This window comes from Fluoribacter dumoffii NY 23, from assembly GCF_000236165.1.
GTDB lineage: Bacteria > Pseudomonadota > Gammaproteobacteria > Legionellales > Legionellaceae > Legionella > Legionella dumoffii.
Genome location: NZ_CM001373.1, coordinates 1,163,870 through 1,176,893, shown reverse-complemented (window position 1 = coordinate 1,176,893; position 13,024 = coordinate 1,163,870). Strand labels below are relative to the sequence as shown.

Below are 13,024 nucleotides of genomic sequence, written 5' to 3'. Positions count from 1 at the left end.
TTTAAGAAAACATATTTTCCAAAGGAGTTACCTCTTCATCAGACTCTTTGGGCTCGGGCTTAAAAAAGATGTTTTTATCTAAAAAAACCACACTTTTTCTTTTACCTGCATCTTTTGATGGTTTCTCCTTTAAGGTTTTTGGAGAACTCCTGGACGTGTTTAACTCTTCAAATTCTTCTGAGGTGACAAGTTGCTTACGTAAGTTATCCAATAAATTGATGAATAAGATTGGATTTTTTTTGTCGGTTAATTTTAATTCATAATAGTACTGATTATTTACTTCTATAATTTTCAAAACAGCCAATTTTAATTTTTTAAAACAGCGTTCGAAAAGAATTGATTCTTGTTGGATTTCATCTCTGTTCTTGCCTTGCTGTTTATCTGTTTTAAATCTCTTGAGATGTAAACTATATAAATCAATAAGTACCTCAGCTGTCTGAGTGGATTTGTTTATTTTTTTATTTATCACAATACATGGAAGTATGTTATTTGGTAAAAAATTCTTATGGAGCGTATCGAGCACCGATTCGATTGCGGCCATATTATTTTCCAAATCTAATAAATCAGCTTTTCTAGGCTGTAATCTGACAGAAGCCCAATATTGACTTTCTTCATCAACGGGTCTGAACTCCTTAATAAATGTCGTCATATTGGTTTGATAGGCAGTTATTTCAAAGTTAATCAATAACTTAACCTCTAGTATTTTTTTTAAAACAATACCCAGGGCTTCTGCTCTTGATAATGGATTCGGATTTCCATCAGTTGCAAACGTAGCCTCAGTTAAAAGAAGTCCTAAGAAGGGGAGCGCGCTTCTAAATGCACCGTATACTTCACGCATGTATTTTGAGTTTTTATCGGAGGAAATTAATTTATTGATTTCCTCGAGATAATGGAGATCTTTGGTTGACAACCCCCTGAAAGCGCTCGGTAACCGAAAAGCATCCTTATCATACAAACGAGAGATATCTTTGTTATTAAGAATACCCGCTATAAGCATCATATGGTTTAGATCAGGATAGTTCTCTCCTTTAAGCGGGCATAATACCTGTGCTAAATCAATGATAAACTGAAGCGCATTTTTTAAATTTTCCGGGGGCTGGCTTAAAATTTTCAAACAGAAGTAACTGCTCAATAAGTTAAAGCTGTCCGTCAATTCCTTTATATTGGGCGAAAGGATGTCTTTATTCGCTTTTAGCCAATTTCCATCATTAAATTCTGTAATTGATACCTTCTGATAAAATGTAATGGTCAGCTGTCTTAATTCGTGAGCGATTAACAAAACCTCATCTACTCTGTTATCACGGTTTTTAGTTAGTGCCTGGTTAACTAACTGATCAAAGGATTTATTAGCATCGATTAAAGCAGGGCAACGCAATTGTTGGTTTAAGATGAGAAAATTATGTAATAATGGACAATTAGTGTAAACAGAGGTCAATTCAAGGACTTCCTTTAAATGCTGGTTAAGTTGGCTTCCAAGCTCACCTAATCCTTTATCCTTGTCACTGTTGATGTTACAAAAAAAACGTAACTGCATAGAGAGTGTCGGAACCTCTGCGATCCTGTTAACGGCACTGTAAAATAGTAATTGCAATACAATAAGATTCGCAATTAATTTCTGATCCGCATCAAAGTGAACATATAAAGCTCTTAGGTTGATCAAAATCTCAATTAACGATGTAGATCCCAACACACCCAAGGCCTGGTTAGTGATTTGCTCCAGGTTAAACTCCCTTTTGGATTCAGGGGTGTCCTGGCAGGCAGTTAAGAACCATAACAGATTCAATGTTTGATTTTTTTTTGGTGTGGCCTCAGGAAATAAAGGGACTTCCCGAGGTTTAGAATCTTCAAGTGAAATATGAGGTATCAGCAATACTATAAACTGATTCATTAAAATATTAATTTTTTCCTGAAAGTGCGTATATATGCCATCAACGCTTGGATATAGGATGCCTATTGCGTCTGAGACCACTTTTTGAAACTCAGGATGTGTAATCAGCTTGGGGTCGAAGATGAAGTCTTCAGGGAAAAAGTTTGTTTTGCACAACTCATGAAATTTTTTTTGGGCTTTTAAATATTCAGCGGAATGCTTATTTACTCGGTATTCACCCACCAATTCCTGCAAAAGTAAATTTATCTGTTCACTGCTGGCGACTGCAGCATTTTCCTGATCCGATACAATTTTCAAGTTTGAAAGATCTCGTTCTGGAGAGGTTTCTCCTTGAAGTCTTAATGAGGAATGAAAGGAATCGAGACTGGTGGAAGGAGATGAGGAGTAATCTGATCCACTCCTGGAGGAGAGTAAGGGGAATGAGTCTCCCAATTTGTCTGCAGAACCAGGAGTAGATTTCCGATATCGCAAATCCAGTGATTTTATGCGACTTAAATCAATCGATAATAGAGCTTTCCTCAAGTCAAGGTTATTTCCCGCCATATCAAGCGGTGTTTTTTCATGTTCGTTTTTGAGAGCACGATTACATTTCCCTGTATTCACTAGAGTTTGTATGGCCCAAACATTATGGTGTAAAACAGCCTCATGCAAGGGAGTATTTCCCAAGTTATTGGTATTATTAATCAGTTCGGGAATAAATTCCAAAAGCACCTTCAATGTCTCAGTGTCTTCTTCACTTCGTACGGCATAATGAAAAACAGTAGCATTATTCCGATCACCCAGAACAGCAATGTCTCGCCAGGGCTTATCCTGCATTAATAACCATGTTGTATCTCTAAATAGGGCTTCCAATACTTTCGGTTTATTTTTTAAAACCAAGAGATGAAAAACTGTCCTATCGAAGATATACCTTTCTTTAATAAGCTCAGGATTTTTGGTAAACCATTTTATTAACTCTGCTGCTATTTCTTTTTCATCTTTATCAGAAAATATGAGTTCCTGTATTTTTTCTTTATTCATGCACTTGTTCCTTTCAGAATAAAATCCCTATTCTCTTAAAGTGGTTCGAGATATTTTGTAGTAACAAAATAACTTTAAAGCCTTTTTTAGAGGTTTATTTTCGTAGCATTTGCTCAAAAATTAGAATTTTGGGTTTAAAACAGGCTTCATACATCAAAAAATGTATGTTGATATTAGGGAAAACCCTAGGGCCTGTATAAGCTACAATGAATTAAGTGGGTTCGATGACTTAATGTTTACAGGAATGTCAATGGCTTATTTACCTGGTTTTTCCTATTACCCAGATTTTATCACTCCGGAAGAAGAGCAAAACTTAATTAAAAAACTACAAAGCCTCACATGGAACCCTGTGGCTTTATTTGGGCAGATAGCAAGACGACGCGTCGTGCATTTTGGAATGGATTACCTTTATGAACGACGGAGTGTGCAACCGACCGAGCCTATTCCGGTGTTTTTGAAGGAAATTAGAGATCATGCTGCCTCGTTATTGAAGGTTCATTCTGATGAAGTTGTTGAAGTGCTTCTCACTGAATATCCTATTAATGCAGGAATTGGTTGGCATCGAGATGCTGCTGTATTTGAAGCCATTTTTGGTGTTTCTTTACATAGCCCTACGCTAATTCATTTTAGAAAACGGGATGACCATCAGACTCAACATAAACTCATGCTCGATCGAGGCTCGGCTTACTTGTTGACTGATGAGGTGCGTTGGAATTGGGAGCATCGTATTGCTCCGGTGAAACAATTACGTTATTCCATTACTTTAAGAACATTAAGGACACTAAAAAGCTCATGATGTTATAGCTTTTGTTCACCTACTGGGTATACATAAATACTAAATGTTTTTATAACTGTAATCATAGAACAACGTTTTGGGTTTAAAATTAATCGAGGCTAAGAAAACAAAATCCAATCAAGAGTATTGGTGCGGGAATTTAAGAACTGGCAAAGCGGATAGCCGCTGCATGGTTTTATTCCAGACCATATATCAGGTAAGCCACCGTATCAATCCCAATTTGAATCGCCTGCCACATACGGATGTGACGTCTATTTGATGTCTGCACTCCCTAAAAGTCTTTAACAATACAAAAACAGCTGTTTCACTTTCTATTATTGAAGGAAAATAATGGCTTACAAGAACAGCAAGCGCAGGCTGGGCTTAAAAACCCAGCAAATGATCCAATTTATTTTAAAATTAATTTAATCTAAATTTTTTACAATTGAGGGGCAAATAAAAAAACCTCCTTTTATTGACATGCAATTTGATAGAACAATTTTGATTTGACGGTACGCGTATTTCTTATTAACTACTTCGGTTCATAATCAGATTGTAGTCATGGAAGAAACTCTTGAGAGTGGGTCTGCGTTTCTCACGTTTTAAAGACTTTATTAAATTATTTGCTGCTAAAATCTCTCTTTTTTTAGCATCTAATTGTTGCTGAAGTTTTTGGTTCTTTTTGATGCTGATATGTTGCATTTCGTTAATTTCTTCACCTAGACGTTTGTTTTCATGCAATATACGGTTCAATTGTTCTTCCAGTTTCTTTTTATCATTATTTAATTCATTCGTATATGAATAAGTAACTAACAATTTATTTTCAATTTCTTGCAGAGAATGAAGAATAATATTACCTAAAGGGTAGGAGTGGTTGGGGAGATGATTCAGGAGATCACTGTGTATCTCCAACTCTTTAGCCAGGCATTGCAGAGATATAATAGCATGTTGTAACTCTTTTCTCTGTGGGATTGACCTGGAATATAAGTAAATCACGTCCTTACTTAATTCGCCTTCTTGATGTTGCTCCCACCTTTTATTAAGGTATTTTGAGCCAGTATTACGATTTTCCTTGGTCTTTGAACAAATTTTTTTTACATTCGGAATATTTTTTTTGCTACATTGCTTAAGAAGCTCATTAATTATTTCAATAGTATGGAATGGTGCAGATTTATTATTATTTTTCATATCAGACTCCTTCTACGTTAAACAGCCGGTGCGTACTGCATTCAAAGAACAATCATTCAGTAGGTCGAATCCTGAAACGAGCAACTACTGACATATAAAATAACTCCATCAACCCTAATAATGAGCCATCCATGGCAGCAAAAATTTTAGTTTTATTAGAAATGTACAAGTTGTTTATATTTTTTTTTCGAAGATTTGGTTATGGGAAGTGGCTCATTGCCTTTTTGTTGATTACTTAGGTTTTCTTTGTTGAGTGTTGCTGTTTGAACTGAAGATAACCTACATTTTAAAAGTAATTTTTCTCGGTATGCAAGACTGTTTCTCAGTAACAAACCAAAACTTAAAATGCCCATAGCAATATTTTTTAAATTCATTTTCTGGACTCCTTGTATATTGCCTCATCACATTTTCATCATAATCAGCACAGAATGTCAATAAAAAATTGACGAAATACCTTCAATTAACTTGGATCTAGAATGTCAAAGAAATGTTGACTTATGAGTTTTATTGTTTAAGAATGTAATTTTGGTGAAAAGGAGAAGCAAATATGAATAAATTGAAACTATCTATATTTGTATCAATTCTGGTGACAGGTATTGCCTCAGCAGCTTCGGCGCCTTGTGATGGATTTCAAATTAGATTAAAAAACAATCTTAACGATGATTTATTGATGACAACAATTAAATTAAACGGAGCTGAAATTCAGCCGGGAGTCTTTGAAAAGTTAAATCATAAATCAGAGCAAGTATTTACTATCAATCGCAGTAAGCAAGATTTACCAATGACAGGAGAGTTCACTCTACATACTCTTTCTTTACCCAGCAAAACCGTAAAGATTCAGTATAGTTTAGAAAATAAAGTCGCTTTCTGCGAACATAATGATAATTCACCTCAAAGTGATTATGCGGTAGAAAAAAACCGTAAAATAGGGGAAGTTCAATATACTATTAACAACCAATAACTGTCAGGCTTGCTATAAGCCTGACCTCTCACCCTGAAGTGAATCTTTTTCTTACCTTGTGATAAGCAAAAAATGATCATTAATGAAAAATCGTGTCTGATTGACAATTTTATATACTCTAATGAATTTGTTTCCAGCACAGAGTTTTTATTGTCGAAGGTGATGGAAAAGTTAAAAACTTATGAAACAAATTAATCGCTCTTAATAGATTATTGAACTAATAAGTCTTATGTTTACTTAATCATGACGCTAGCTCTTTTGTTAAATTTTTAATTCAAGGAGGTTTTATGAAAGTAAAACAACCACTTACATATATCTTGGGATTAATCCTGTTCACTCTATCTTTTGTTGGAAATGCGGATCAGTGTTCTTATGAATTGCCGCCTAATGAGCAGATCACTCTTCAGGGAAAAGAAACTGGGTCAAGAACATTAAGTTGTAAAGTAGAGCATAACGTGGAGGGAAGCGATTTTATGATGAATTTTGTTTCTGAAACAAATACCAGTATCGTAAATAACTTAATAATGCCTGAGGACACTATAATGACCTTATCTTTTGCCTCGATGAATAATAATGCGTTAAAATTAGAATTAAAAACAAAAGCTAAATTAGGCATCACCAATGAATCTACCGATGTTATCCGCATGATATGCCTAGAGTTGTAATTAAACATCATAGGTTAGGGTGACTACTACAGTAAGCGGACAATGTCCGCTTTATATATTTATAAATTTCCTATTAGGAGAAAATTAAAAATGCTAATTACTCAGGAAAAAGAAGATGACAAGATCCAGTTTCGAATTCGCATGCATGCTTCAGTTTTAAAGGAAGTAGAAGATTATTGTCAGTGGGCTGGCATTCAATACAAGGATTATTTTATTCAACGTGCTTGTGAGTACATTTTTAAACACGACGAGGAATGGATTAACTATAAAATAAAACAGGGTGAAAACTCGGGATTTAAATAAAACTACAGACGTAATTTTTTACTATTTTGCTTAAACTAGAATAATGCAAGCATAAATACTTCCCAGTTTCTTATAAAAACAAAAAGGAATACTAGGGGGCATTAGTATCTACCCAGCTTTCTGGATTAATTTGCATTTCCTCTTTTTCAATAGACAGTTCCTTGCCTAAAACAAAATCAGTAAATTTTTGCAGTACTATTCCAATTGCAAGTATAATTCCAATAGGTTTATGTTGGATTTTATGTTCAAATATTTTTTCTTGATATTCTGAAAATTCCATACCTTTATTTTTCAGTATTTGTAAAAGGTAAGTGTCGGTCTTTTCAAAATTACCTATCGGAATATTAATTCTGCTTAGATGCTCTCCGGTTATATTTAGCTCTTTAAATAATACATTAACTATAGAGGGATTATTTCTTTTGATGGCATCGGTTAAATAACTTAATTTTGCATGAAGGGGTATTTCAATAGTTGATGAAATTTTGCTTAATAGTATTCGTACACAATCCGGATTATCACTTCTAATTGCATGTTGTATCATATCCATTTGTATATTAACATCCTGCTCAAAATATACATCCTTGGTGATTATATTCTGGGATTTGAATTCGGATAACTCGTTGAAAAAAATATTCAGTAACTCAGGATTTCCCCCATTGGCAGCGGCAGCCAACAAGGAGTTAATCATTTTTTCATTTTTAAAAATATTATTAAAAGCCTCTGAAAAAAAGGGTGATTGACGTAAGGTTTGATAACTTTGTTGTCTGCCATTTACTAATGCTAGAAAAACAAGGTTTGGCAAATCCTTTAAATCTAAAGCCGGTAAAAGTGCCTTTAGAGACTCATGATTGTTATAAATAACAGCCTTTTCTGCCGCATCGACATATTCTTCGTTAGACCAATTTGCATCCGAGATTATTAGGTTCATTCCTTCTTCGCTATTACTATTTTCTGCAAAAAAAGATAGATTGTTATAATGCTTCCCATCTATTTTGATGGAGTGGTCAAGTTCCCCAGAAAATTCGTTCAGAGAAGGAAAATCAATTCTCGGTGTAATGTGGGGATTATTTATTACACGAATATTTAGTGCGAGCCCTTTGTTACCTCCATACCAAAATGATAAGTATCTAACCAAAGCAGCTTCGTTATCACATTCAATTTCATTTCTTATGGAGCTCGGATCGTATAAATAGTATTTATCTCTTTCTTTTCTTATCCCCATGGCATGATCTGGTGTGGAAACAAGGATTACTTCATTTTTCTCCTGGAGTTTTATCTTTTTGATAAGATCTGTCATAGTCTTTTTTGTACCAACCAATGATATATCAAAACATGCTTTCATACTCTTTGAAATGAGCTTATCACCTTGCCTTTGGTCAACGTTCAATACTTGATAACTGTTATTTTGGTTTAAGTTTTTGTTGAACAACTCAGGTTCCATGGTAAGCAATACTTGGTTTATGAATTTATTTATTTGCTCATCATAGTTAGAATGGTTTACGTTAGATGCTCGTTTCAGTAAGTCTTGAAATTCTGCTGCACGTCCTTCAAGAACATATTTTGCATATAATGAGGCCAAGCCATTGCATACTCCATCTTCATTAAAATTCAACGGAATATTTTGCGCTTTCAGGTATTTATTAATTTTTGAAACTATATTTTCTTGAGCAGTCATAGATAACACGTTCAGTCTATATCTTATATGTTAAACTTAGTACATTATGTTATTTTTTTCCTTAAATTGAGTTGGCTAAGTTTGGCGAAATTAGAAAAACTGGTTTAGGAATAACAAACCCATAAGTTTCTCTTACGAGTTTAATTCTTAAAGCGACCATTGTAACGCTGTACTTTATCAAAAAACTATTGTTTCTGAGCTTGATGAAGTATCGATCGATTCATGTTGCCTTGATTATACAGTGTAAAATGTTTACAGTTGCTGTCTTCCTACTGTGACAGGTTTCATTATTTCGTCCATTATAGGGTTGGCAGTTAAGGCCGCACGGATTTTTTGAAAATCGCAACAGCTTGGTTTGGCAAATGCCTTGATGATGTCATCAGCATTTTTATTGTAATTATTGTCCTTGTTTTCAGCTATTTTTCTTTTGATTTCAATAATGGCATTGCTTATATTTTCTTCTTTTGAAGGGTCGATATTCACCACTATGTCTCGTATGGTCCTGATAATAGCTGGAACGGAGCTATCGGAATTCCTCAGCAATTCATCATTCTTTAATACGGTGTAGACTGCGAGAATATTTTCTTCTCTTTCATTCAAAGGAATCTTCATGATACTCATAGTCAATTTATTTTTATCGGGTATAGTGAGGGCTTCTTGTCTGCTATCTGTATCATTTTGTTCAATTGTTTTTTTGCCTTCATTTTTACTGCTTGCGAAAAAATCCCCCGTTTTTTTCTTAGCGGGTAAAGCATTTTCATCATAGGAAACCTTGCTTTTAGTATTATGTAACCATGTTTTATCGCACTTTATTGTCACTTCGCAACCAGCTAATTTAACTGCTACCTCGTAATCGCCTGGTGCTTGAATGGTTTTAACATTAGCTGCGAAATGCGATTTAGTTAATTTTTCAGGAGAAAATGTTGCAAGTTCCTCATCAGTATAAGGAGAGGCTCCATTAGGTTCTTTATGAACTAAAAAGGCTTCAATAGCTTCACAAAAAGAATTAATACTGGCTTCACAGGTATTATGTCTTCTTTTATTTCGATTGTTGGTGTCTTTAACGGCAAATGGATACCTTTTAGCATCCATTTCTGTTGCACCCTCATATCCTAAGTTATAGGTTTCTTGATGTATTTTAATTTCTTCTTGGACGTATTGAATTAACTTTTTGCTTAATTGTTTAATATCTTCATGAGTAAAATTGTCAATCTTTAATTGCTTGGTATATTCAGTAATTAAATGTTCAATTGAATGTAGTGTTTTTTGTTTATCTTTTGCCACACTGCTTGGCGTGCGATGAGAAGAATTTTTTAATTCCATTTCATTAAAATTTACATTATCCAATAATCGTAACTCAAAACATTGATTCAAAAGCGATTTTATAAATTCGGTTTGAGTTGCTTTATCCTTTTTTAACTGAGATACAAAGTTTCTTTCAAAAGGAGTTAGAACGTCTTTTATTCTATCTCCAATTTTTTCAGCACTAATGTCTTTTAATATGATTGGTTCTACATCTTGCTTAGCATAGGCGGCAAGCATCTTTTGGATAGCTACTCGTAAAATGGGATGACGAGGAACAACCCCAAAAGCATCATTATTTCCATCCACTTCCAAGGGTAATGGCATTTTCATCAAATAAGCTATCCTGAGCTTGTCTTCCGGATAATTTTGTTGGCGGATATGACCAATCATTCCTAACGGTGGTTTATCTGGCACAAGCCTTGTAGTGCTATCAACCGTAGGTTGTAAATCAGTATCCAGATAGTATCCTCCATCGTAATACAAGCTACAATATCGAATTAAATCACTAACGGCAGCCAAATTGCGATTTCCAATAGACTCTCTTAATAAGTTATATATATAGGCATTTGTTTCTTTATCAGGGAAAATAGGGTCAGTTTTAAGCCGGTCCAGCAATTCATTGATATTTTTTATTTTAATATGGAAGTTTCCCGCGTGCATGGGGATATCTAAAGTTTCTGCAGACAGAGGCAATTTTGAATCGGATTGGTGAGCTGATTGATGATGCATATTTTCAACTGTAGTATTTTTTTTCCTGCTCGAATTATATTTATTCGCAAGTGACTTTAAATCTGAACGTCTTAGTGGTTCATTGATGTATTCATCATTATCGGTCCAAATAATGGTTTCTTCAAAGCCACTGCGAAATGCAGCTGCCGATATTTTTAGTATGGTTGACAAATACTCAGGCCTAATTTCACCACCCACCCATACATATTGAAACATTGGTGGAATGCTATTTGATGAATTTACATTGTCGTCGTGTTTTTTTTTCATAAAAAAATGAGCTTCTATTGTACAATTTTAAGTATAATATACTTTTAATAAAAAAGTGTTTCTCCCGATAGAATATCGATAAATTTAGAATAAATTGTTGTCGAAACTTTAATTTCCTTTCTATAGCATTAAAATTGAAAAGGGGGATCTAGGTTTATTTTGAAGTTGCTGAATTGCACTTTCAATTTGTTCCATAACTTTTTCTTTATCACACATATATTCAGATGTGGCATTTTATTATTTATGACTGTTTTAATTAATAACATTTTCTTTGTTTTTTGACATAAGCTAATTGTTTTTTTTTGATAAAAAATTATTCATTTTTAATGAATGCCATAAGAGTTTTTTTCGATCTGAGTTTTAAGTTTTATGTCGGGATGTAATTTCCAAAGCGTCAAGCCTGTTAGCAACCAGGTGGTCTATAATAACAGAAATAATGTACTTAAAGGCTGAAGGAGATAGGACTATGCACAAAAAGGTGATTCATGTACCTGAACTTCTTTCTTATGATAAGTATGGTTTTACACAATGTGTCCAATTCAATGATTTAATCTTTGTGACAGGACAAGCGGGAGAAGATAGAGATGGAAGAGTGGTGGGTAAGGATATAGAGTCTCAAACCCGACAATTATTCAAAAACATAGAGTTTGCTTTACATGCTGCGAACTCCGATTTATCACAGATTTTGGCCATGACATCGTATGTAGTTGATATAGAAAAAAATGGTCTAGCTTATTTTACTACTCGAAAAGAATGCATGCCCGTTTCTTCTTACACGAGCACATCAGTTGGAGTTGCGGCATTGGCTAATCCCGGACTGTTGGTTGAAGTCACCTGCATTGCAGCCGCACATAACCATAAGACCTAGGGCATCAAATTGAAAGAGTTGGATAAAACATGGAAAAAAAACCTATTTTGATTCGTAATGGTTTGCTACTGGACAGAACGAGCCCTTGGTTCATGCACAAAGTGGACATTTTAATTGTCAACGACAAGATTAAAGATATAGGAGCAAGCATCGAGAAAAATGATGCTGAAATTATAGAAGCTCATGACATGATTATCATGCCAGGCTTGGTGAATGCACACATTCATGTATGGCAAGCAGGATTACACGGAGTGGCTGGAAATTGGAGCTTATCTGATTATTTTGAAAAAATGCTCGATACTCTTGGGTGTGAATTTACACCAGAAGATATGTATCTTGCCAACTTGTGCGGTGCTTTGGAACAACTCGATGCTGGAGTAACTTGCCTACTTGATTGGTGTAATAACATTAATGGACTGGATTATGCAGAGAGTGCTCTGCAAGGTTTGGAGTATTCTGGCATTCGTGCTGTGTTTGGTTATGGCACGCCTGGAATTGATGCTGCGAAGTGGTGGTTTAACAGTTCTGAAGGGCATCCCCATGATGCTGTTGAGTTTTTAAAGAAACACAACTCTCAAGCTGAGGGGCGAATACAAATGGGGCTTGCTTTGCGAGGACCAGATTTCACAACGGATGAAGTATTTGTTAGCGATATTCAATTAGCCCGAGATTTGAATGTTTTAGCGAGCATGCATGTCGGGGTAGGCTTGGCAAAATTTGGGGTGAAAAAGATACATGAGGCGGGCTTGTTAGATAGCCGAATTAACTTTGTGCATGGTAATAATCTGTCATTGGAAGAATATCAATTGATCGCTGAGCATGGCGCATCACTTAGCATAACCCCTGAAGTTGAAATGCAAATGGGACATGGTTTTCCAGCAACCGGGAAATTTTTACAAGCTGGTGGAGAACCGGCTTTGGGTACTGATATTCCATCAAATATTTCTGGAAATTTATTCGCACAACTACGCTTTGCCCTGCAAACACAGCGCGCGCTTGACAATCAGACCATATTAGACTCTGGCTCTGGAGTGAACGGTATTGGTCTTTCTTGTGATAAAGCTTTAGATTGGATCACGATTAACAGTGCAAAGGCTCTCCATTTGGATAAATTAATCGGTAAGATAGCTAAAGACATGAAGGCTGATTTGATACTTATTGATCCTAAAAATATAAATCTTTGGCCGGTGCATAATCCTCTTCAGTCAATTCTTTTTTATGCTGAGAGACACAATGTGGATACGGTTATCGTTGATGGCAAAATTGCAAAGCGTCAAGGAAAATTAGTTTATCCTGGTCTAAACAAACTGAAAGAAAAACTGGTTGAATCAAGTACCCGCATAGTCAAGAATGCAAAATTACTTGGGAATAATTGAACAG

The 13,024-nt window shown here is 35.0% G+C and carries 11 protein-coding genes; 6 read left to right on the top strand and 5 right to left on the bottom strand.

The annotated features are described in order from the left end of the window. Position 1 precedes the first annotated feature (1 nt). The gene (locus KYQ_RS05435) at positions 2-2,908 is read right to left on the bottom strand and encodes a RasGEF domain-containing protein (RefSeq protein ID WP_019349720.1); all 2,907 of its coding nucleotides are present in this window, start codon (positions 2,906-2,908) and stop codon (positions 2-4) included. 250 nt (positions 2,909-3,158) lie between these two features. On the opposite strand from KYQ_RS05435, the gene KYQ_RS05430 reads away from it, so the two are divergent. After that, positions 3,159-3,704: an alpha-ketoglutarate-dependent dioxygenase AlkB gene (locus tag KYQ_RS05430; RefSeq protein ID WP_010653578.1), complete on the top strand. Its 546-nt coding sequence runs from the start codon at positions 3,159-3,161 to the stop codon at positions 3,702-3,704. A 507-nt stretch (positions 3,705-4,211) separates the two neighbouring features. Here KYQ_RS05430 and KYQ_RS05425 read toward each other — a convergent pair. Both KYQ_RS05425 and KYQ_RS05420 read right to left on the bottom strand, forming a co-directional pair. After that, positions 4,212-4,871, bottom strand: coding sequence for a hypothetical protein (locus tag KYQ_RS05425; RefSeq protein WP_010653579.1), 660 nt, complete (start codon positions 4,869-4,871; stop codon positions 4,212-4,214). 155 nt (positions 4,872-5,026) lie between these two features. Next, positions 5,027-5,245: a hypothetical protein gene (locus KYQ_RS05420; RefSeq protein ID WP_010653580.1), complete on the bottom strand. Its 219-nt coding sequence runs from the start codon at positions 5,243-5,245 to the stop codon at positions 5,027-5,029. 173 nt (positions 5,246-5,418) lie between these two features. Between KYQ_RS05420 and KYQ_RS05415 the strand changes: the two genes are divergently transcribed. The 3 genes from KYQ_RS05415 (at position 5,419) to KYQ_RS05405 (ending at position 6,800) form a co-directional block, all read left to right on the top strand. Next, positions 5,419-5,832 (top strand): hypothetical protein, encoded by a 414-nt coding sequence (locus KYQ_RS05415; protein ID WP_010653581.1) that lies wholly within the window; start codon positions 5,419-5,421, stop codon positions 5,830-5,832. A 287-nt stretch (positions 5,833-6,119) separates the two neighbouring features. Further along, positions 6,120-6,497 (top strand): hypothetical protein, encoded by a 378-nt coding sequence (locus tag KYQ_RS05410; protein WP_010653582.1) that lies wholly within the window; start codon positions 6,120-6,122, stop codon positions 6,495-6,497. Positions 6,498-6,587: 90 nt separating this feature from the next. Beyond that, on the top strand, positions 6,588-6,800 hold the full coding sequence (locus KYQ_RS05405) for a hypothetical protein (protein WP_010653583.1): 213 nt from the start codon (positions 6,588-6,590) through the stop codon (positions 6,798-6,800). 91 nt (positions 6,801-6,891) lie between these two features. Here KYQ_RS05405 and KYQ_RS05400 read toward each other — a convergent pair whose 3' ends face one another. Both KYQ_RS05400 and KYQ_RS05395 read right to left on the bottom strand, forming a co-directional pair. Further along, positions 6,892-8,475 (bottom strand): hypothetical protein, encoded by a 1,584-nt coding sequence (locus tag KYQ_RS05400; RefSeq protein WP_010653584.1) that lies wholly within the window; start codon positions 8,473-8,475, stop codon positions 6,892-6,894. A gap of 252 nt (positions 8,476-8,727) precedes the next feature. Next, a complete protein-coding gene (locus KYQ_RS05395; RefSeq protein ID WP_010653585.1) occupies positions 8,728-10,725 on the bottom strand; it encodes a TcdA/TcdB catalytic glycosyltransferase domain-containing protein in 1,998 nt (665 codons plus the stop codon). A gap of 517 nt (positions 10,726-11,242) precedes the next feature. Here KYQ_RS05395 and KYQ_RS05390 point away from each other — a divergent pair. Continuing rightward, positions 11,243-11,644, top strand: coding sequence for a RidA family protein (locus tag KYQ_RS05390; RefSeq protein WP_010653586.1), 402 nt, complete (start codon positions 11,243-11,245; stop codon positions 11,642-11,644). Between the two features lie 29 nt (positions 11,645-11,673). Further along, positions 11,674-13,020 carry an amidohydrolase family protein gene (locus KYQ_RS05385; protein ID WP_019349719.1) on the top strand — a complete coding sequence of 449 codons (1,347 nt, stop codon included), beginning with the start codon at positions 11,674-11,676 and terminating at the stop codon, positions 13,018-13,020. The last annotated feature ends 4 nt before the right edge of the window (positions 13,021-13,024 follow it).